The organism is Parabacteroides sp. PM6-13 (assembly GCF_029892605.1).
GTDB lineage: Bacteria > Bacteroidota > Bacteroidia > Bacteroidales > Tannerellaceae > QVMG01.
This window is the reverse complement of sequence record NZ_JARXWF010000009.1, coordinates 76,492-99,031: the sequence shown is the minus strand read 5'-3', so window position 1 is coordinate 99,031 and position 22,540 is coordinate 76,492. Positions and strand designations below refer to the sequence as shown.

At 49.2% G+C, this 22,540-nt stretch carries 17 protein-coding genes; 13 read left to right on the top strand and 4 right to left on the bottom strand.

What is annotated here, in order from left to right:
* Positions 1–32: 32 nt before the first annotated feature.
* Genes M2134_RS09825 through prmC form a run of 3 tightly spaced genes read right to left on the bottom strand, consistent with a single transcriptional unit; the run spans position 33 to position 2,050 of the window.
* A complete protein-coding gene (locus M2134_RS09825) occupies positions 33–728 on the bottom strand; it encodes a ComF family protein (RefSeq protein WP_280751133.1) in 696 nt (231 codons plus the stop codon).
* Positions 709–1,194, bottom strand: coding sequence for a regulatory protein RecX (locus M2134_RS09820; RefSeq protein WP_280751132.1), 486 nt, complete (start codon positions 1,192–1,194; stop codon positions 709–711). Before M2134_RS09820 ends, M2134_RS09825 begins: the two co-directional genes overlap by 20 nt.
* Before the next feature lie 4 nt (positions 1,195–1,198).
* On the bottom strand, positions 1,199–2,050 hold the full coding sequence (prmC, locus tag M2134_RS09815) for a peptide chain release factor N(5)-glutamine methyltransferase (RefSeq protein WP_280751131.1): 852 nt from the start codon (positions 2,048–2,050) through the stop codon (positions 1,199–1,201).
* A gap of 694 nt (positions 2,051–2,744) precedes the next feature.
* Here prmC and M2134_RS09810 point away from each other — a divergent pair.
* The 9 genes from M2134_RS09810 to sufD all read left to right on the top strand — a co-directional run bounded on the left by M2134_RS09810 (position 2,745) and on the right by sufD (position 17,691).
* A complete protein-coding gene (locus tag M2134_RS09810; protein ID WP_280751130.1) occupies positions 2,745–5,654 on the top strand; it encodes a hypothetical protein in 2,910 nt (969 codons plus the stop codon).
* An 11-nt stretch (positions 5,655–5,665) separates the two neighbouring features.
* On the top strand, positions 5,666–8,617 hold the full coding sequence (locus M2134_RS09805) for a GLUG motif-containing protein (RefSeq protein WP_280751129.1): 2,952 nt from the start codon (positions 5,666–5,668) through the stop codon (positions 8,615–8,617).
* Between the two features lie 157 nt (positions 8,618–8,774).
* A complete protein-coding gene (gene rimP / locus M2134_RS09800) occupies positions 8,775–9,239 on the top strand; it encodes a ribosome assembly cofactor RimP (protein ID WP_280751128.1) in 465 nt (154 codons plus the stop codon).
* Between the two features lie 6 nt (positions 9,240–9,245).
* On the top strand, positions 9,246–10,508 hold the full coding sequence (gene nusA, locus M2134_RS09795) for a transcription termination factor NusA (protein ID WP_280751127.1): 1,263 nt from the start codon (positions 9,246–9,248) through the stop codon (positions 10,506–10,508).
* A 21-nt stretch (positions 10,509–10,529) separates the two neighbouring features.
* A complete protein-coding gene (gene infB, locus M2134_RS09790; RefSeq protein ID WP_280751126.1) occupies positions 10,530–13,499 on the top strand; it encodes a translation initiation factor IF-2 in 2,970 nt (989 codons plus the stop codon).
* 3 nt (positions 13,500–13,502) lie between these two features.
* Positions 13,503–13,991: a CvpA family protein gene (locus tag M2134_RS09785; RefSeq protein ID WP_280751125.1), complete on the top strand. Its 489-nt coding sequence runs from the start codon at positions 13,503–13,505 to the stop codon at positions 13,989–13,991.
* A gap of 35 nt (positions 13,992–14,026) precedes the next feature.
* Positions 14,027–15,472 (top strand): Fe-S cluster assembly protein SufB, encoded by a 1,446-nt coding sequence (sufB, locus tag M2134_RS09780; protein ID WP_280751124.1) that lies wholly within the window; start codon positions 14,027–14,029, stop codon positions 15,470–15,472.
* A gap of 119 nt (positions 15,473–15,591) precedes the next feature.
* Positions 15,592–16,341, top strand: a complete 750-nt coding sequence (gene sufC / locus M2134_RS09775; RefSeq protein WP_280751123.1) for a Fe-S cluster assembly ATPase SufC — start codon at positions 15,592–15,594, stop codon at positions 16,339–16,341.
* Between the two features lie 6 nt (positions 16,342–16,347).
* The gene (gene sufD, locus M2134_RS09770; protein ID WP_280751122.1) at positions 16,348–17,691 is read left to right on the top strand and encodes a Fe-S cluster assembly protein SufD; all 1,344 of its coding nucleotides are present in this window, start codon (positions 16,348–16,350) and stop codon (positions 17,689–17,691) included.
* Between the two features lie 111 nt (positions 17,692–17,802).
* Here the strand turns inward: sufD and M2134_RS09765 are convergent, their stop codons facing one another.
* Entirely contained in the window at positions 17,803–19,641 is a 1,839-nt protein-coding gene (locus M2134_RS09765) for a glycoside hydrolase family 13 protein (protein ID WP_280751121.1), read from the bottom strand.
* A 206-nt stretch (positions 19,642–19,847) separates the two neighbouring features.
* On the opposite strand from M2134_RS09765, the gene M2134_RS09760 reads away from it, so the two are divergent.
* The 4 genes from M2134_RS09760 to M2134_RS09745 are packed head-to-tail and all read left to right on the top strand — an operon-like array spanning position 19,848 to position 22,532.
* Positions 19,848–20,147: an STAS domain-containing protein gene (locus tag M2134_RS09760; protein ID WP_280751120.1), complete on the top strand. Its 300-nt coding sequence runs from the start codon at positions 19,848–19,850 to the stop codon at positions 20,145–20,147.
* 22 nt (positions 20,148–20,169) lie between these two features.
* Entirely contained in the window at positions 20,170–20,589 is a 420-nt protein-coding gene (locus tag M2134_RS09755) for an ATP-binding protein (RefSeq protein ID WP_280751119.1), read from the top strand.
* Complete coding sequence (locus M2134_RS09750) at positions 20,582–21,712, top strand: ATP-binding protein (RefSeq protein WP_280751118.1); 1,131 nt, start codon at positions 20,582–20,584, stop codon at positions 21,710–21,712. Before M2134_RS09755 ends, M2134_RS09750 begins: the two co-directional genes overlap by 8 nt.
* Positions 21,705–22,532: an ATP-binding protein gene (locus M2134_RS09745; protein ID WP_280751117.1), complete on the top strand. Its 828-nt coding sequence runs from the start codon at positions 21,705–21,707 to the stop codon at positions 22,530–22,532. Before M2134_RS09750 ends, M2134_RS09745 begins: the two co-directional genes overlap by 8 nt.
* Positions 22,533–22,540 lie beyond the last annotated feature (8 nt).

Here is a 22,540-nt window from a genome sequence, read left to right as displayed (position 1 = left end):
ACGGATATTTGTCTATTTCTTAACGCTTATTTTTATTGCGCGGCCATTGTTAACGCGAAAACACTTATCCGGACACCCGGAACGACAGAGAGCGCATCCATGCAGGCACCTATCGTTGATCCGGAGGTGATTACGTCGTCGACCAGGAGAATATGTTTGCCCACCAGTCGCTCCGGTTCGATCACCGAAAATATATCTTTCACATTCAGCCAGCGGTTGTACCCTTTCAGTCGGGTCTGACTTTCGGTCATCACATCGCGCCGGATGGCCGTTGTCAATAGAGGGATCTTCGTCTCTTCCGCGATCCCGCGCGCGATCCATTCCGACTGGTTATAACCCCGTCGTCGTTGTTTTTTGGGGTGAAGAGGCAATGGTACGATGAAATCGGCCTTTTGGAAAGGATGATCCGCCTCCCGCCATTCCCTGGCAGCCTGGCGTCCGAACTGATAACCCAATTCCTTATGGCCATAATATTTGATGAGATGAACCAGTTTTTGCACCTGTCCGCCCTGTTCATAATAATACAGCGCGGTCGCGGCCTCCAATGCCTGGCGGTCGATCAACAGATGGAATACCGGATTATCGGCATAATCCCGGTAACCCGTCCGGGGCAAATGATAAAGACAGTCGAGGCAAACGGCCGTTTCCCCTTCGATCAATACTCTTTTACATAGTCTGCACAGGTTTGGATAAAAGAGGTTTATGAGGCTAATCAGTATTTTCTTCATAGTCGTCGGTTTCGATATCGAGTTCTTTCAGGCAGCGGATCGTTTCACCACTTTCAAATCCGCGTCCGGCGGCAAAGCGCAATAGTTTGTAGAACACCTCCCGCTGGTCTTTCCCCCGCACCGATCGTTTTTTCTCGCGAAGCAGACCGGACAGGATCGCGCGGTATTCCTCCATATCGAAGCCCTCCAGCGCGTCGGCATAACAGCTATAAGGAATGTTCCTCCGGCGTAGCTCGTAGCCCACTTTCACCCTACCCCATTTGTTGAAACGGATCTTATCGCGGACAAAGCTCCGACAGAAGCGTTCCTCGTCGATGAATTTCTCCTGCAACAGGCGGGCTATGATCCGCTCTTTGGCCTCCGGTGGCAGATCGGCCGAAGCCATTTTCTTCTGAATATCCTGTATGCAATGTTCGCTGCCCGAGCAGAGGGCGGCCATACGGTTTAATAGTTCGGGTTCTGTCATGGCATCAATCGATTTTGGCTTTGATAATCCGGTCTTTGCCGGAAAGGTCTTTGATCAGTTCAATCGCCCGGTAGCCCTCTTCGCGGAGCATAGCGACCGTTTCGTTTCCCAACAGGGCATTGATCTCGAAATAGAGCCATCCCCCTTGGTTCAATCGTTCTTTCCCGAAGCGGGCAATCGCGCGATAGAAAAGAAGCGGATCGTCGTCGGGCACAAAAAGGGCGGTGCCCGGCTCGTAGGCAAATACGTTTTCTTTCATCGCACTTTTCTCTTTCTCCATGATATAGGGCGGATTGCTGACGATGATGTCAAACTTGTCGGGCAACCCCACCAATGCCTGCCCGCAGTCGAGGATATCGATCTGTCTGAAACAGACATTGTCGCAATCAGCCTTTCGCGCGTTTTGCGTGGCTACAGCCAGTGCTTCCTCAGCGATATCAATGCCAGTGACCGTCGCCCCGGGCAGGTGTTTGGCCAGTGCCACGGCGATGCAGCCGCTTCCCGTACCGATATCCAATAGCGACAGCGACTCTCTCTGCCGGTTGTCACCAATAATCAGCTCCACCAACTCCTCCGTTTCGGGGCGGGGAATCAGGGTGGAGGCATTCACCTGAAACAGGAGGTTATAAAAAGTCGTTTCGCCTATTATATATTGTATAGGCTCTCCCGCTTGCAGCCGTTCGACAATCATACGAAGCCTTTCCGCCTGTTCATCCGACAGCGAAGGCCGCGTCATCAGGATCCGGTAGTAGGGCATACCCCAGAGATCTTCCTCAATAAGCCGTAAAAGCGCCTCCGCCTCATCCGCCGGATAGAGACCACTAAGCGATTGCCGTATATATTCACCTGTTTCCATACTATGATACAAAAATAACAGGATTCGGATGAAACCACAAAAAGAGGGGGTTTTTCTTTTTTGCCTTAGGAGGTTTTGACGATCGAATTAGACAGTTGTAGGCAGATCAGCCCAACTATCATTTTGTCAAAATCGACCGACTTTTTTTCCGTAAACGTAGGGGTATTTAAAATTACCCGCAGGAGTAACACTTTTTAACGTATCATATTGTAAAGCAAAATGGCGATTTTGCTTACACTTTGCATTTTGAGAATTTCATAAGAAAGGGGAACACAGATTACGCAGGTTTTTCTTCAAATCGGAGGAAATGGGAAGGTTTTAGAAAGCCCGAAAGGGCTTCAACCCGGATAACCCCGTGCAAACCGTAGGTGCAGCTCGGGGTAGACGTAATATATATATCATGAGTTCCGTAGGAGGTCAACTGTTGAGCACCTACGGAGCTCGTTTCTATGACACAATCAACCCCGAGCTGCGCCTTAGCGGCTTGCACGGGGTTATCCACATCTAAGTCCTTGCGGACTTTAGAACCTTCACATTTTACAATATCTGAAGACACCCCTTTCTCCTTTCTCCTTTCTCCCATCTCCTTCACCTCTCCTTCACCTCTCCTTCTTCGGATATACTCTGCTCATGTAAAAAGTAATAAAAAAAACTTATCTTTGTCACGTACAAACAATTAGCTAAACCAATTGGGATGAATAAAATAAGTCGTTGTTTCTTCTTCTTTCTGTTGAGTCTGTTTACCCTTCTGATAACCGGTTGTAATAAAGATAATGACGAACCGGATGAGCCTGTTCCTCCCCGGGATGAATATGTAGGCATCCACAAAATCCTCACCTATCTACAGGAAATGAGGGAGTTGCAGGAGGGTGAGTTTGTCTGTTATCTGCGAACGGATAAGGGTGAGATCATCAGCCGTGTGGCGGATCATTCCCGTCGACAGCAGGTGTCGACACTCCTCTTACGGGATGGTTTGAAAGAGGGTGTGTATGAGTTTCTCCGCATGGAGTACGAGAGCAAAAAGGAAGATGCGACCATCCGTATGATGTCGGTCGGTTTCGGTGCCCAGCTTCAGGTGACTGCCGAAGGGATTACCAACAGGCGTGACTACGACCCATCGGTCGGCTTTTTCGGAGCCGGCACAAAAGAGAGTCCCTATATTATCAGTGCCGACAACCATTTGTTGAAGTTGGCTAAATTGGTCAACGACACGAACGATGAGCGATATCTCCTGAAAGAGGGAAGTTTCTTCCGACAGACCGATGACATCGATATGGACGACATCAGTTATGAGAGCGACCATAAATATGGCTGGCGGCCGATCGGTTTAGAGCCGGGACTCCCTTTTGTCGGCAGCTACGACGGTGGAGGCTATTCGATTACCGGACTCTACACGACACGTCCGAACACCACCGGTGTAGGGCTGTTTGGCTATGTTTGTCAATCTTATCTTCAAAATATCGTTATCGAGGGAGCCTCCATAGGGGGGAATAGCAGCGTGGCGGCTTTGGCCGGCAACGTGGTGACCTACGGCAACGAACGCGCCCGCACGATTATCCGCAACTGCCGCGTTGAACAGAGTCGTGTCGTGTCGGAAAAAGGTGGGGTCGGCATTGGCGGACTATTGGGCACGATCGACGGTCGCGCCTTGGTCTTTATCGATTCCTGCTCGGTTGATCAGGAGAGTACGATCGAAGGAGATACCGGTATCGGCGGACTCGTAGGTATGGGCTTGACCTTCTCCTCTATGTTTATTTCCAATAGCGACAATCACGCGTCTATCCATGCTGATAACACCGGAGCGGGCGGAATCATCGGGTTGGCGGATACGCTCTTAGTGGTGACATGCGACAACTACGGCTTGATCCGGGGAGCTATAAGCCCAAAAGGCGAACACGAACGATATGGTGCCGGAGGCATTGCCGGGGGAAGTGGCAACGCAGTCTATGCCGGTTGCTCCAACCTGGGGTCGATCCAGGGTGAGCGAGGCGTAGGGGGCATTCTGGGCAGCACCCTGGTTAATGTCGACGAATGCATCTACAACAGCATCGCTATGCAATCGTGCCACAACAACGGCGAAGTGAAAGCGACCCAATATGCCGGAGGCATCTGCGGCGAAGCGCAAGGCATGATATCAGACTGTTTCAACCAGCAGACAGTCCAGGTCACCAGCGGATATGTGGGTGGCATTATCGGTTATCTACCGGGAGGTACGATCTATGATGTAAGTAATTTCGGCACGATCGTCAGCACAGGTAAATGTGGCGGTATCAGTGGAAAGACAGATGTCGGCATTATCGGAATCGCCAACAACTTTGGTGAGATACAGGCCAACGGTGAATGTGTCGGTGGTATTCTCGGCATGGGCGGCAGCAGTAGTATGGTGCATTATTGCAGCAATTTTGCCTCAGTCAAAAACCCTGGTGGGAAGAATACCGCAGGGCTGGTGGGTATGATCGGTGATATGAGAGAATGGACCGACGAGGATATAGCCAACATCGTTATGGGAGCTATCGATATTGTAGGAGGGGCTATCAGCTTTGCGACGATCGGTTTAGAGGCGTTGGAGGGCGGATTGAAATTGGGGCTCGGCATTGCCGGGATCGTCACCGCTGGCACGATCTGGATTGGCGACGCTACGCTGTTTACGCTCGGATTTCTATTGGAGGACTACGGTCTGTCGGAAGAGGCGCATTTGTGGTCGGATGCCATTCAGGCAAAGCTGATGGCAAAAGCCCATCTGTTAGACAGCCAATACGACCAGGCTATTCATGAGGCGATGGGGAAATGGAATATTAAGTTGGATACGAATTTCAATAAAGCGGTGATCGCGGATCACTTCAAGGCGAATATTTTTCAGCTGAAATCGTTCTATACCAATCAGGCGAATGAAGGTGCCAATTCTATTCTTTTCAATAAAAATGTCAATCAGGCGCGTGACGACAGAGGTCTGCTTGTAGTCAAAGAGAAGGACGATAGAAGTTTGGCGCATACCATCATATCGGGCATCTGCATCGGTTTGGCATTGGTTGTCACTGTTGCTAGTATTGTGGCTACGGTCGTTTCAGCCGGGACACTCACCGCGGTGGCGATTGGCGTGACGGGTGGCTTGATAGCCATTGTGGGCGGTGCGAATACGATTCATGGCGTATGTACCGATTTTGCGGAAAACGTTTGTGTGGTCGATCAATGTATGAATGCCGGAGATATCACCGGTGGCGACAACACCGCCGGGTTGGTCGGCACACTGGAGCAGAATTGCAGGATCGCGAACTGCATCAATATAGGAAACGGCAATGGCAATAGCCCTGCTTTTGCCCATATCCATTCCAATACCGAGGTGGAGAATTGCCTAAATGCCGGTATGTCCTGGAAAAAAGTGGTCGATACGACAGGTGAATACGAAACGGTCACCAATTGTTATTCGCTTAAAAACAATAATGAAAGCTTAGGACGCTGTACCCCGCTCGAATCGGGATTCAACAAAGCCTCCACATACCATGGCTGGTCGATAAACGAAAAGGAATCGCCTTGGCATATCCCCGAATCGACAGAGGGTGCTTTTCCTATTCCCTATTATTCGCAGATGCAAAAAGAAAAATAAGATATAATAATATGAAAAAGAACCTATTTGTACTTTTCCTATTATCGGCCTTTTGTTTTGCCGGTTGCCAGGATGAAAAGGATCCGGTTATCGAAACCAACTCTTACGGATCGACCAAAGAGATCAGTGGCGATTATAAAATCAGCCGCTATACGATTTCGAACAGGATATTAGAAATCAAAGAGAAATTGGGCCACCTCAATCATCACCTGCGTTCCGTTGAGAGCGGCAGGGAGTACACCTTCGAAGGTCGCTTGGCTGAAGTGGGCGATATGTTGCGTGTGGAGATGTTGATCCCGCTGCGCGAAGAGCTGGCTGATGGTGAATACAGTCTGTGTTTCTCGACGAAAGCCGAGGAGCGGTTGGTGGCTACATTCCAGATTAAGGTTGCCAATGAAATGGTCTCCGCCGTTACCGTCGAAAAGATCGATTACGGAAATAAATTCAAGGGTTCGGGTACGAAGGCGGATCCCTATATCGTTGAAAAACTAAGTACCCTCTTCAGTCTTCTTCATAAGGACAGCCTGCAACACGCCGCCGGCCTCCATTTCCGGCAGAGCAATATCTATCAGCAGATCGATATGCAAGGCTCTGATTGGGAAGGACGCGGGCATACGCCGTTCCCTTTTGCCGGTCATTACGATGGAGATGGGGTCATTCTTGATCGCTTGGTCCACCGGGGTGATCAAAACGCGGAGAAAGACTCCTACGTGGGACTTTTTAGTGAATTGTTGGATGGAGCGGTTGTCGAGAATGTGCATTTCACCAATGTGGATATCACCCGACCAGCGAAATATGTGGGGGTAGTTGCCGGCTATTCGTCTGGTGACGTCACATTGAATAATATCTCTGTCAGTGGCCATATCATTGACGCTCTCTCCTCTGTCGGAGGACTGATAGGGCGCGCGGGCGACGGTCATGTATCCATCCGGGATATCAAATCGAATCTCTATATTGAAGGGACAGATTTTGTCGGTGGGTTGATCGGGGAGGCGCTTAAGGCAGAACTGTCGATCTACCGGGTTGATTTCGAAAGAAGCAGCCAGATCATAGCGAAAAGATATGTCGGAGGGCTTATCGGTTGTGCGAAAGAGAGCCATCTGGATATAAATAATATTGGGGCGGTCTACCGGACAGATGACGAGGATGGCGATCTCTCGACCATGAAGGCAGAGGGAATTTATCTTGGATTTATTGCGGGTTACCTATCTCATGACGCCTCTTATGGCTATGTAAAAAACGTGAGATGCAAGGCGCCTTTACAAGGCAATGGCTATGTGGGTGGCCTGTTTGGTTATGTAGAGGGAAAGAATGGCACGCTTGAATTAAAAAACATAAAAATCAATGGCTATAAGATACAGAACAACGCCAACTACACAGGTGGTGTCGCGGGCCATTGGGTGAGTTTAGGACTGAGAATAGACTCACTCGATATGAAATCTTCCCTGATAGGAAAAGAATACACGGGAGGAGTGCTCGGAAAAATATCGAGTATTGCCTGGGAGAAAGAAAAGATTACGCGGGTGATGATTCAGCCAGCCGATGGCATCACTGGTACCAACCATGTAGGTGGTGCGTTTGGCTCTATTTCAGGCGGTTCATCGGTCGTGCCGGCTCATACGAAAGCGTTTGTTTTTTCAACTTCGACCTCGGTCAATGGCGCAAATAATGTGGGCGGATTTGTCGGCTCCGCTGATAATATCGATTTTGAAGGGGATGTCTATTTCGATAAGGATATAATTAAAACGACCGATATCACCGGCGAATCGCTCTTTGGCGGGAAGGTGAATGAAGGCTCCAAGTATGAAACCAGCGCGATAGATGTTGGGGGGCTTTTTGGGCGTTTACTCGGTTGTACCGTCTCCCATGTGATGGCCGACGGGGTAGTAAAAGGGAAACACCGGGTCGGTGGGATCGTTGGGCTGGGTACTATTGCTACCTTAAAAACCATTGCCCGGAAAGGCGAAGAGGTAAGGAGTAGTGATGGTAACGTGGGAGGCATTTGCGGCACGCTGACCAACGAGACCGGGAACCTGGAATTGTTGGTTAATTTCTCATCGGTGGTAGGCAATGGCAATAGCCATAATACCGGCGGCATTATCGGATATACCGATCCCAACGTGATCACGATCACCAACGCGATCAATCGGGGGAAAGTCACCGGAGGTGAATCAATCGGGGGTATTGTTGGCAAGATATCGACCAAAGAGAAGGGGCACAACCGGGGCTCTCTGATGGCGATCAAAGAATCGGTCAATTACGGTGTCATCACCGGAAGCTATAAAGGAGGAAGTGTATTACGCGGCTTGGGCGGTATCGCCGGGGCGATAGAATACTGTGTGGAGGTCACTCGTTGTGCCAACCACGGCGCTGTGACGGCAGATACCAATACGACCTACAATGGCGTTGGCGGAATCGTTGGTGTCGCCGGGCATGACGGAACGCTTCAAAGCAGTGACAATCAGATAAACGTACACCATTGTTGTAATACTGGAACCATTACGACTAAGATGGGAACCGGTAATAAGAAATGGGCGATCGGCGGTGTTGTCGGACGGCTCTATTTCGGCTATCCGGGCGATCTCACCTCCGCTCGGGTGCATAATTGCTACAACACCGGCACGGTCGTAGGAGATTCCAATAAAGACAACGGAGGCATTGTGGGCACGTTGGAGAACTATGGGCATGTAAACGAATGTGTTAATATCGGGAAAGTGAATTATGGCAACGGAGGTGTCGGAACACATACCGGTGCCACTTATGACATCAATAATGTGTATTTCCTGAGTGGCTCCGGAAGTGATTGGAAAGCCAAGAAATTCACTACCTCCGACAAAGGTAAGAAGAGCTCTTTTTCTGGCTTGACCTTTAATTCCTCATTCTGGGCTATCGACGCGAGCCATATCAAGAACGATGGTTACCCCTATCTCTCTACTTGTTATTATCAATTCCGAAAAGAATAAAAAGAAAGGGAAGAGGTTGTTTTTTTGGTGTCTATTAGCGAATTAAAGATCAATATTTTGGAAAATTCGGGTAGTATATGTATATTTGCACCCGATTTAGAGAAGTTGAGGAGGGGGCGGGGTCGTCCCCTTCTTTTATTATAGTGCCATATAAAGGATGGATAAGGACAAAATAAAACAAATTGTAGAAGAGGGACTTGCCGGAACAGAACACTACCTGATAGAGGTGGCGGTGAAGCCGGGCAATCTGATTCTAGTGGAGATCGATAGCGATCAGGCATTGGGAATCGACGACTGTGTAGCCCTCTCAAAATATATAGAAAGCCGGTTGGATCGGGAAGTGGAAGATTATGAATTGGAAGTAGGTTCCGCCGGTATCACCTCGCCTTTTAAGGTGCTTCGTCAGTATCAGAAAAATATAGGTAATGAAATCGAAGTCCTGACAAAGGACGGAAAAAAGCTGACGGGTATACTGAAAGCAGCCGATGAGGCAGCCTTTGTATTGACAGTGACCAAGCAGGTGAAGGAAGAAGGTGCTAAGCGAAAAGTGACGATTGAAGAGGATTGTCGTTTCGCGTACGAAGAGATAAAATATGCTAAATACGTAATAAGATTCAAGTAAAAAATTATGGCTAAGAAAGAAGAAGCAATCAGTATGATCGATACCCTTGCGGAATTCAAAGAACTTAAAAATATCGATAAAGACACGATGATCAGCGTTTTGGAAGAATCCTTCCGGAATGTAATCGCCAAAATGTTTGGGACAGACGAAAACTATGACGTGATTATCAATCCGGAAAAGGGAGACTTCGAGATCTGGCGCAACCGCACGGTGGTGGCCGATGATGAGCTGGAAGATTCGAATCTGGAGCTTACTTTATCACAGGCTCGGGAGATCGACCCGGATTGCGAGATTGGCGAAGAGGTGACCGATGAGGTTCATTTCGCTAAATTCGGACGCCGCGCTATCTTGAATCTGCGTCAGACATTAGCTTCGAAAATATTAGAGCTCCAAAAAGACAATCTGTTCGCTAAATACCGCGACAAGGTTGGTACAATCATAGCGGCGGATGTCTATCAGGTGTGGAAGAAAGAGATCCTCCTATTGGATGACGAAGGCAATGAACTGTTGCTTCCGAAATCGGAACAGATCCCTTCGGACTTCTATCGCAAAGGCGAGACGGTACGTGCCATCGTACAACGGGTAGATAATATCAATAACAACCCGAAGATCATCCTTTCGCGTACCGACAAGGTGTTCCTGCAACGGTTGTTCGAACTGGAGGTGCCGGAGATCAACGACGGTCTGATCACCATCAAAGCCATCGCCCGTATCCCGGGAGAGCGTGCCAAGGTGGCGGTGGAGTCGTACGACGATCGCATCGACCCGGTAGGTGCCTGTGTGGGGATGAAAGGTTCGCGTATCCACGGCATCGTGCGTGAGTTGCGCAATGAGAATATTGACGTGATCAATTATACGGCCAATGTGGCTTTGTTTATTCAGCGCTCGTTGAGCCCGGCGAAGATCTCTTCGATCCGTGTCAACGAGGAAGAGCGCAAAGCCGAAGTATATCTGCGGCCGGAAGAGGTGTCGTTGGCTATTGGTAAGGGAGGGTTGAATATTAAACTTGCCTGTATGCTGACCGAATATACGATAGATGTGTTCCGTGATATTGACGGAGCTGATGAGGAAGATATTTATCTGGACGAATTCTCGGACGAAATCGATAGCTGGGTAATTGAAGCGCTGAAAAACATCGGCGTCTACACGGCGAAAGCGGTATTGGCCATCTCGCGCGAAGAGATCATCGAACGTGCCGACCTGGAAGAACAAACGGTCGACGAAGTGTTAGGGATTTTATCGGCTGAATTCGAAGATGAAAAAGAATAAGTTTTTACGACAAAGTGAAATATGCCTATTAAATTAATAAAAGTACAGAGAACGTTAAACGTAGGAAAGAGCACCGTAGTGGAGTTCCTGCATAAAAGAGGTCATGATATTGAGGACAACCCCAATACCCGGATCAGTGATGAACAGTATGCTTTGCTCGTAAAGGAGTTTGGAAAAGATTTGTCGGAAAGTGAACGTATGGCCTTATTGACCGAACAAAGTTCACCGAAAGAGAAACCGCAATCTCCCCGAAAAGAAGAAAAAAGAGAAGAGATAAAGACTGTTGTTCCGGATGAGTATCGTCCGAAGATCGTCACCAAAGGACATATTGACCTGGAGAAGAAAGCTCAAAAAGAGGAAGTGGCAGAAAAACCTGTGGTGGAAGAGAAGCCCAAGGTAGAAGCCAAACCGGAAGAGAAGCCGGTGGCTAAGCCGGAGCCGGTAGCTACCCCTCCTGCCGCAGTGGTTGAAGAGAAAAAAGAAGAGAAGAAAGAGGCGAAAAAGGAACCTGCCAAGCAGGAAGAGATCGCTAAGCCGGAACCTCCCAAAGCCGTTGTTCAGGAAGAGATCAAAGAAGAGAGAAAGCCTGAGCCGGAGAAAAAAACAACACCTGTTGAACCACAACAACCCAAGATGGAAGAGGTCGTAGAGACGGTGGCTGTGGAAGAGGACTCATCGGAGCCTTTCCGCCTGAACACCCCCAAGATCGAGTCGAATATCAAAGTAAAAGGCCATATTGACCTGACAGCCCTGAATCAATCGACTCGCCCGAAAAAGAAAACAAAAGAAGAACGTCGCAAAGAACGCGACGAGAAACATAAACCGGCAGCGGGCAACCGCCCTGGTGGACAGAATCCTCCCCGCAAAGAGGGTGATGCTAAACCGGGACAAGGCAACCAGGCCGGACAAAAGAAACCGGGAGAAGACCCGAATGCGAAGAAGAAACGTACCCGTATCAAGAAAGACCGGGTAGACATCAACAACACACCGGGTACCAACACACGTCCTTCACGCCCGCATGGCGGTGCCAGTGGTGGCGACAGTCATCACAAATCGCGCGTTAAACGTCCGGTGAAAGCCGAGGTGAGCGAAGAGGATGTACAAAAGCAAATCAAAGAAACACTTGCCCGCCTGACTAATAAAGGCAATAAGGGTAAGGGTGCCAAATACCGTCGGGATAAACGTGATGCGGCTGTTCGCCGTGAGCACGAACTGATGGAACAGGAGGAAATGGATAGCCGCGTATTGAAGCTGACCGAATTTGTGACGGCGAACGACTTGGCTAACATGATGAATGTGCCTGTGACGCAGGTTATCGCGACTTGTATGTCGATCGGTATCATGGTGTCGATCAACCAACGCTTGGATGCGGAAACCATCAATATCGTTGCCGATGAGTTCGGATTCAAGACCGAATATGTGAGTGCGGAAGTGGTGGAAGCCATCAAAGATGATGAAAATGACAACGAAGAGGACTGGGTATCACGTCCGCCGATTGTGGCTGTGATGGGACACGTAGACCATGGTAAGACATCGTTGCTCGACAATATCCGTAAAGCGAATGTGATCGCGGGCGAAGCCGGTGGTATCACGCAGCATATCGGGGCATACAATGTGAAGCTGGCGAGCGGCGGACGCATTACCTTCCTGGATACACCGGGTCACGAAGCCTTTACGGCGATGCGTGCCCGTGGTGCGAAGGCGACCGACATCGCGATCATCATTGTGGCTGCCGACGACAGTGTGATGCCTCAGACGGTGGAAGCGATCAATCATGCTTCTGCAGCAGGCGTTCCCATTGTGTTTGCTATCAATAAGGTGGATAAGCCGAGTGCTAATCCGGAAAAGATAAAAGAGGAACTGGCGAATATGAACTACCTCGTCGAAGAGTGGGGTGGTAAATACCAAAGCCAGGATATCTCTGCTAAGAAGGGACAAGGCGTTGAAGAGTTGCTTGAAAAGGTATTGCTCGAAGCCGACCTCTTAGACCTGAAAGCCAATCCGACGAAACGTGCTACCGGTTCGATTATCGAATCCTCTTTGGACAAAGGACGTGGATATGTTTCTACCGTACTGGTTGAAAACGGAACGCTGAAGATGGGCGATATTGTTATTGCCGGAACACATTACGGACGTATCAAAGCGATGTTCAATGAGCGTAATCAACGGGTAGAGAAGGCAGGTCCTTCCGAACCGGTACTGATACTCGGTCTGAACGGCGCGCCGCAGGCAGGTGATACCTTCAATGTACTGGAAACAGAGCAGGAGGCTCGCGAAATCGCTACGCGCCGCGAACAGTTGCAACGTGAACTGGGACTTCGTACGCAGAAAATGCTTACGTTGGACGATATCGGCCGCCGCATAGCGGTTGGAAGCTTCCAGGAATTGAACGTGATTGTGAAAGGTGACGTGGACGGTTCTGTTGAAGCACTGTCGGATTCACTGATCCGCCTCTCAACCGAAGAGATCCAGGTGAATGTGATTCACAAAGCGGTAGGGCAAATATCCGAATCGGATGTGGTACTGGCTGCAGCTTCCAACGCGATCATTATCGGATTCCAGGTGCGTCCTTCAGTGGCTGCTCGTAGGAATGCCGAGAAAGACGGTGTGGAGATCCGCTTGTATTCAATCATCTATGATGCTATCGAAGAGGTGAAGAGTGCGATGGAAGGCATGCTTTCACCGGAAATCAGAGAAGAATTTGCCGCCAATGTGGAGGTACTGCAGGTGTTCAAGATCACGAAAGTGGGAACGATTGCCGGTTGTATCGTGAAAGAGGGAAAGATCAAACGAACGAACAAAGTACGTCTGATCCGCGATGGTATCGTGGTGCATACCGGAGAACTCGAATCGCTGAAGCGCTTTAAGGATGAGGCGAAAGAGGTGGTATCCGGTCAGGAATGTGGTTTGAATATCAAGAACTTCAATGATATCCAGGTGGGCGACATCGTGGAAGCATACGAAGAAACAGAAATCAAAAAAACTCTATAAACAATGAACTGGTTGGACATCGTCATGCTATGTCTGGCAGGAGTAGGAATTGTGAAAGGCCTGTTTGATGGAATCATCAAACAGGTTGTTTCGCTTGTAGCCCTGGTTGCCGGTATTTTCTTTTGCGGAAAAGCGGCTCTGTGGCTGCGTGGCTACATTCTCGAACTGGATTGGATTCCATCGGAAGGGGTGACTATCATCAGCTATGTGTTGGGATTCTTCCTGATCGTAGCGGTGGTCTTACTCGCCGGAGAGATCGTCAACCGGTTAGTGGGGGCGACGCCTTTGAGTATAATAAATCATGTGTTTGGTGGGGTGTTTGGCCTATTGGTGATGATCCTTTTCATTAGCCTTGTCTTCAATCTGCTGGAAGCGATCGACAGTGGCTCGGTACTGATCCGCATGCAAACCAAATTGGATTCTCGTTTTTATTATACGATCAAAGAGATACTACCAACCATTTTCCCTTCAGGTTTGTTCTCTTTACAATAGGAAGCCCCGAAGGTTTCTCAATAGATCATTAATTTATGCAAGACTCAAATGCCATTATAAATGAGGTAACAAACAGCGATTATAAATATGGCTTTGTTACCGACATCGATACGGAACTGATCCATCGTGGGTTGAATGAACAAACAGTCCGTATCATCTCTGCCAAGAAAGAGGAACCGGAATGGTTGCTTGAATTCCGCCTGAAGGCTTTTCGCCACTGGCAAACCTTGGAGATGCCCGACTGGGCGCATCTGAATATTCCTCCTATCGACTACCAGGATATCATCTATTACGCGGCTCCCAAACAGAAAGAGGGACCGAAAAGCTGGGATGATGTCGATCCGGAACTGGTTAAAACATTCGATAAACTCGGTATTCCCCTGCACGAGCGCGCCCAATTGGCAGGTATGGCGGTCGACGCGGTGATGGATAGTGTATCGGTAAAGACAACCTTTAAGGAGGTGTTAGCCGAAAAAGGCATTATCTTCTGTTCGTTCAGCGAGGCAGTACGCAACTACCCCGATCTGGTCAAGCAGTACCTGGGCACGGTAGTCAGCTACCGTGATAACTTCTTTGCTGCCTTAAACTCGGCGGTATTTTCGGATGGTTCGTTTGTTTATATACCGAAAGGGGTGCGGAGTCCCATGGAGCTGAGTACCTATTTCCGTATCAATGCCGCCAATACGGGTCAGTTTGAACGCACCCTGATCGTGGCCGACGACGAATCTTACGTGAGTTACCTGGAAGGGTGTACGGCTCCGATGCGTGATGAGAATCAATTACACGCGGCCATTGTGGAGATTATCGCCCTGGAACGTGCCGAAGTGAAATACTCCACCGTGCAGAACTGGTATCCCGGTGATAAAGACGGCAAAGGAGGGATTTATAATTTCGTGACCAAACGGGGTATTTGCAAAGGAGAAGGCAGTAAGATTTCCTGGACACAGGTAGAGACAGGCTCTGCCATCACCTGGAAATACCCAAGCTGTATACTGGCCGGTGATAATTCGGTGGGCGAATTTTATTCCGTCGCTGTGACCAATAATCACCAGCAAGCCGATACGGGCACGAAGATGATCCACCTGGGCAAGAATACCAAAAGCCGGATCGTATCCAAAGGGATCTCCGCCGGATTCAGCCAGAACAGCTACCGGGGCTTGGTGAAGGTATCGCCCAAGGCGGTCAATGCCCGAAATCATAGCCAGTGCGACAGCCTGCTGCTCAGCTCCACCTGCGGTGCGCATACCTATCCCTATGTCGATATCCAGAACGAAACAGCCGTTGTCGAGCATGAAGCAACGACCAGTAAGATCAGCGAAGACCAGCTTTTCTATTGCCAGCAGCGGGGCATCGGGGTCGAAGAGGCGGTAGGACTCATCGTAAACGGCTATGCCAAGGAGGTGATGAATAAGCTGCCGATGGAGTTTGCTGTCGAAGCACAAAAACTACTTACGATCTCGTTGGAGGGAAGCGTTGGATAAGATTATGAAGAAGAATTATGAATTATGAATTATGAATTATGAAGAGTTCCCTACACGCTGGGAAATAATCTCTTTGTCATTCATAATTCATAATTCATAATTCATAATTAAATAAAGTTATGTTATTAGAAATTAAAAACTTACATGCCGAGATAAACGGTAAAGAGATATTAAAAGGGATTGATCTGACGGTGAATGCCGGTGAGGTGCATGCGATCATGGGGCCAAACGGTTCCGGAAAGAGTACGCTGAGCAGCGTATTGGTCGGGAATCCTATGTTCGACGTGACGGAAGGCTCCGTTCGTTTTGGCGGGAAAGACCTGTTGGAACTGGAACCCGAAGACCGCAGCCGCGAAGGTATTTTCCTTAGTTTCCAATATCCGGTGGAGATACCGGGGGTCAGTATGGTGAACTTTATGCGCGCCGCCCTGAACGAACATCGCAAATACAAAGGACTGGATCCTATCTCTGCCTCCGACTTCCTGAAGCTGATGCGCGAGAAGCGGGCGATTGTCGAGCTCGACAATAAATTGGCCAGTCGCTCCGTGAACGAAGGATTCTCCGGTGGAGAGAAAAAGCGTAACGAAATATTCCAGATGGCTATGCTGGAACCGAAATTGGCTATCCTTGACGAAACAGATAGCGGATTGGATATCGATGCCCTGCGCGTTGTTGCCAATGGCGTTAATCAGTTGCGCACACCGGAAAATGCCGCTATCGTCATCACCCACTACCAGCGCTTGCTCGATTATATCAAGCCCGACTTTGTGCATGTACTATACAAAGGCCGCATCGTCAAAAGCGGTGGCCCGGAACTGGCCCTTGAATTGGAAACCAAAGGCTATGACTGGCTGAAGGAAAATGAATAAAGAATTATGAACGCTGAACAACAATATATAGAACTATTTGCCGGGTATGAAGATATGGTTTGCCGGCATAGTACGCCGGTGATGAATGCGCTCCGGGCAGAGGCGTTGGCTGATTTTACCCGGTTGGGGTTTCCGAAATATAAATCGGAGAACTACCAACATACCGACGTAGCCGGGTCGTTTGCCCCCGACTATGGCATCAATATCAACCGGGTCAAGATACCGGTGAATCCCTACGATGTATTCCGTTGCGACGTGCCCAACCTGAGCACCGCCCTTTACTTCATCGTCAACGACGCCTATTACGAGAAAGAACAACCCAAAGGCATATTCCCCGAAGGGGTTTATGTCGGCGGACTAAAAGCCTTCACCGAGCAACACCCGGAATTGGCAGCCCGCTATTATGGCAAGGCGGCTCCGAGCGCCCAGGACGGCCTGATCGCCCTGAATACCATGCTGGCGCAGGATGGTTTCGTGGTCTATGTGCCCAAGAATGTCGTTGTTGAGAAACCGATCCAACTGGTTAATATTTTTCGTAGCGATGTCGATACGATGGCCAACCGGCGTGTATTGGTGATTCTCGAAGAACATGCCGAAGCCAAACTATTGGTGTGCGACCATAGCATCGACGATGTGAAGTTCCTCTCTACGGAGGTGATCGAGATCTTCGCAGCTGAAGGGGCTGTGTTTGATTATTATGACCTGGAAGAAAGCAGCGAGTCGACCACCCGGTTCACCTCCCTGCACGTGAAGCAGGCTGCCCATTCCAACGTATTGGTGAATGGCATCACCCTGTATAACGGATTGAGCCGCAATAATTACTACATCGATCTTAACGGCGAACAGGCGGAGACCACCCTTTGCGGCATGTCGATCCTCGACAAGGAACAGCAGGTCGATATGTATAGCCGTATCATTCATGCCGTTCCGCATTGTACCAGCAACGAATTGGTAAAGAATGTGCTCGACGATCGTTCGCAGGCTGCCTTCAGCGGTCGTATCCTGGTGAAGCAGGAGGCGCAGAAGACCCAGGCGTATCAGACCAACCGCAACCTGGCGTTGACCCGCGAGGCGCGTATCTTCAGCAAGCCGCAACTCGAGATCTATGCCGACGACGTGAAATGTTCGCATGGCATGACCACCGGCCAGCTCGATGAAAACGCTCTTTTCTATATGCGAAGCCGCGGTATTCCCGAAGCGGAAGCGCGTATGTTATTGAGCTTAGCCTTCACCGACGACGTCATAGAAAACGTGCGCCTCGATATCCTCAAGGATCGACTCCACAAACTGGTGGAGAAACGCTTCCGTGGCGAACTGGCCAAATGTGCGGGGTGCAGGATTTGTAATTAAGGAGCGAAGCAACTTTGAAATATACCCTCAAAATTTCTCCTCCTTTGCTAAGGAGGAGAAATTTTGAGGGTATAACCTTCCATGATCAAGGAAAATCGGAACAGTTGCCTGTTACATCTCAATGATCAGACTTTCTTTTGGTTCCAAGGTAAGGGTTTCTTTCAAGGCGATGGTGCGTCCTGAAAGGATTTCTTTGCCGCTTTCTTTTCCGTGTAATACCTCTGCGTAGCGGGCAAGGGGTAGATCCACCTTGTTATTGGTACCATTCAATACCACCAAAACACTTTTTCCGTCCAGATTGCGTTCGTACACGTAGACACCCTGATTCACCTGGAAATGTTTCATCTTGCCTTTGGCAATCACCTCATTGCCTTTGCGCCATGTCAATACTTTCTGCAGGAAATCCCAGGCTTCGTTCTGAATAGCCGTACGCCCGGATGGCTCAAACTGATTAACCGCATCGCCCGGCCAGCCTCCCGGCACATCCCGGCGGACATTCCCGTCGCTACCGTTTTTCTTTCCGTTCATCAATAATTCCTGTCCATAATAAAGCTGTGGCATGCCCGGAATAGTCAATAGGAAAATATGCGACTGCTTAAACGCCTTCAGATCCTTCGGCATCTCGGGCAGGAAGCGTTCGGTGTCATGGTTTTCGAAAAAGCGCAATACATTGTCGATATCGGGATAGACATAATCGTAACACATATGTTCGTAGATCGCGCTCAAGCCACTGCCCCAGCCGGTCTCTTCGTGGAAACAGTTACTGCCAATAGCCGCCAGCCGGAAATCCATCACCGACTTCAACTCCGTATCGCGTCCGAAATTCAATTTACTTCCCGTTTGCCAATAGGCCGAACCGATCGTGTAGTTCATCCAGGCCTCTCCTACAATATTGTACTGCGGATATTCAGCCATCACATCGCGACACCAGTCGATCATCATATCCAGGTCGGCATAGGGGTAGGTGTCCTGACGAATACCATCCACGCGGGCGTATTCGATCCACCAGATAGAATTTTGAATCAGGTATTTTGCCACATGCGGATTCTTTTGATTCAAGTCGGGCATGGTCGGCACAAACCATCCGTCGAGCATTTTCTTCCGGTCGAAGTCCGATGCATAGGGATCGAAATAAACCTCTTTCGCATGGTTGGTTTCCATGTATTCATCGAGGTTATTGAACCAGTCGTGGCTCGGCACATCCTCCATCCAGGGATGATTGCTGCCACAATGGTTGAAGATCATATCCATCACCACACGCATGCCCCGCTGGTGGCATTGGTCGATCAGGCGTACATAGTCTTCATTCGTGCCAAAACGGCGATCCACCTGATAATAATCGGTCGTTGCATACCCATGATACGAACCGCCCTCCATATCGTTTTCGAGCACCGGATTGAGCCAGATAGCCGTTACGCCCAGGTCTTCGATATAGTCGAGGTGCTGCTCGATACCCGCCAGGTCGCCGCCATGACGCGCGTTCGTGTCGTTGCGATCCACCTTGTAGGGCTGTTTCATCGGGATTTGGTCGTTCGTCGGGTCGCCATTGGCAAAACGGTCGGGCATGATCAGGTAGAGCACATCCGAAGAATCGAACCCGGCGATATCCGCCGTACTCGCTTTCCGCTCTTTCAGTTCATAGGTGTGTTTTATCTTTTTCTTCCCGTTCGTGAAGGTAATAGGGAAAGTACCCGCCGCAGCATCGGCAATATCGAGGTATAACAATAGGTAATTCGGGCTCTCCAGAGCAACCGCGCTTTTGATCCGTACACCCGGCCAGTCCACCGAAGCACGATATGAACCGATGTCTTTTCCATAAACCATCAACTGCAGTTCACTGTTTTTCATGCCGCTCCACCAGAAGGCAGGCTCCATTTTCAGATTTTGGGCAAATGTCCCACAGATCAATAGAAAAGAAAAAAGAAACGAAAGGCTTAGTCTTTTTCGCATGATATAGTTTTTTTTATGGTTATAGCTTTCTCGCAAAGATATGAATTCTCCTACAAAGCAGCGTGCTCTCGCGGATGAACTCCCTGAAATAGAATGCAATCGTTTGCGAATTTAGCCTCCTACTTTTGGGCAGACGTATGTAAATAATGGTGGCGTAGCAACCTGTTTTTGAAGAATATCATTACATTTGTCAAAACAAGGATTTTATGAAGATACAAGTAGAACCAGGAAACGAGACGGTGATTACCCTTTCCGGGCAGTTGGACACCCTGGCTGCCGTCGATTTTGAGAAAGAGATACGGACCGTTTTAGAGAGTGATGCCCAGGCAGTCGTACTGGACGGTGCGGGATTGACCCATGTGAGTAGTGCCGGTTTGCGCCTTTTATTGACTTTGCAAAAAGGGATGACGGCCAAGAAAGGAACGTTGCGCCTGACGCATATCAAGGGGGAAATCATGGAGATTTTCCATATTACCGGATTCTCTTCGATCCTTACCATCGAATAATTGTAGCGAACGACCCTCGTCTATGGTGAACGAAGTACACATCGTCAACGATCTCGGCCAACTGCGGGTATTGAATGATTTTGTTGATCGAACGATTGAATCGTTCGGGCTGAATCAGCGAATGAGTATGCCGTTGTTTCTGGCGCTGGAGGAGGCGGTAGTCAATATTATCATGTACGCCTATCCCGGAGAACAGGGGAAAGATATTCTGATCCGCATGGAACGGGAGGAGGAGAAGCTGACGGTTACCCTGGTCGACTCCGGCGTCAGTTTCGACCCGACAGCCCAGGCGGAGCCGGACACGACGCTTTCCTTGGAGGATCGTCCGATAGGAGGGCTTGGCATACACCTGATAAAGAAACTTATGACAGAGGTGTATTATTGTAGAGAGGGGGATAAGAATGTACTTACCATGGTTAAAGAATTGAACGAATATGGCTGATTTTAATGTAAAAGAGATACAACAGTTAAAGCTCAAGATACAGGTTGGGGAAAAGGTTGGCATTGGCGCAGCCGTACTGACTGGTGTCGCTCTCTATTATGATTGGGATACCTGGATCGGATTGCTGATTGCTTTCCTGATCGTCCTGTTGATCGTGATGTCGCGCTGGAAGAAGAAGCTCCGTCAAAAGGAGTACCTGGCCAAAGTGGTGGAAGAGCGTACCATAGAACTGCGTGTGCAGCGCGATCAGGTATTGAAAGAATCCGAAAAATTATCGAACACCTTAGACGCCCTGGCGGAGGCGCAGGATGAGCTGGTGCGCAGCGAACGTCTGGCAACGGTGGGACAACTGACCAAGGGGCTGGTCGACCGCATCCTGAACCCATTGAATTATATCAATAATTTTGCCGGTCTGTCGGTGGAATTGGTGGACGACCTGCGGAAAGACCTGACCGACGAAAAGGCGGTGATGAGTCGGGAGGCCTACGAAGATTCCCTGGAGATTATGGAGATGTTGCAGAATAATCTGCAAAAAATAACCGAGCATGGCGCCAACACGGTGCGCATTGTGAAAGCCATGGAAGAGCTATTGAAAGATCACAGGAGCAGCTTTACGCAGGCCGACATCAGCAACCTTTGCAAGGTGAATCTCGACGTGGTAGCGAAACTATTCGAGAAAGAGATTGGTGATAACGATATAAAAATTGATTTCCAAGGGCTTGCGCTGCCTATTATGATCGATATGCACATCGAACAGATGAGCAAGGCCTTGCTCAATATCTATAAGAACGCCGTGTATGCCTTACTGAAAAGAAGAGAGAAAGAGGCGTATGCACCCGAACTCAGTGTGCGAGTGAGGCGGGAGGGCTATTCGATTGTGATCTATATCACCGATAATGGGATCGGGATAGAAGAAAATATCCAGAGTCGCATCTTTGAACCCTTCTTTACGACGAAGCCTACGGCGGAAGCGGCCGGGACAGGGCTTTACCTGAGCCGCGAGATTGTATTGAACCATCGCGGAACGATCGAGGTGAAGAGCGAGAAGGGGAAAAAGACGGAATTTACCATCACCATCCCGATTAATCAACGTGTGGAAATAAAAAAGGAAATAGATGAATGAACTGAAGGAACGAATCGACTACCTGGAAAAGCAGCTCAAACGGCAGGACAAATTGGCTTCGCTGGGTATGCTCAGTGCCGGAATCGCACACGAGATACAGAATCCGCTTAATTTTGTGATCAACTTCAGCAAGTTGTCGTCGAAACTATTGAGCGAAATGGAGGAGATACTGGAAGAGGCGGGTGATCTGTTTACGGACGAATCGAAGGATGAGTTTCAGGAGATTATGGACGATCTGAAGGGGAATATGCAAAAGATCGAAGAGAATGGGAACCGTGCCTCCAGCATTGTACGGGGCATCCTATCCTATTCGCGCGGGAAGGATGAACTGATCCCGACAGATCTGCAGCAGCTGATCCACGAATATATCTGGCTGTCGTACCACGCGGTGCGTGCCAACAACAAGAGCTTCAACGTGACCATCCAGGAAAACTACGGAACGGATATCCCATTGGTTCGGGTTATTCCGCAGGATCTGAGTCGGGCGGTGATCAACCTGATGAACAACGCCTGTTATGCTGTGTTTGCCCGGGCAAAGAGAGCCTCGGAAGGTCCTTATGTGCCGACGATCAAGATAGACCTTCGGCAAGAGGGCGATTGGGTGAAGCTGACCCTGGAGGACAACGGTACGGGAATGCCTGCCGAGGTGTTAGAGAAATTGTATACCCCCTTCTTCACCACCAAGCCGGTTGGTGAAGGCACCGGACTGGGTCTTTCCCTGACCAAATCGATCGTTGAAAAACATAAAGGAGAGATCCAAGTAGAGACGGAAGAGAACCTGTTTACCCGTTTCACGATCTCGATTCCTGTTACCCAATAATAGATAGA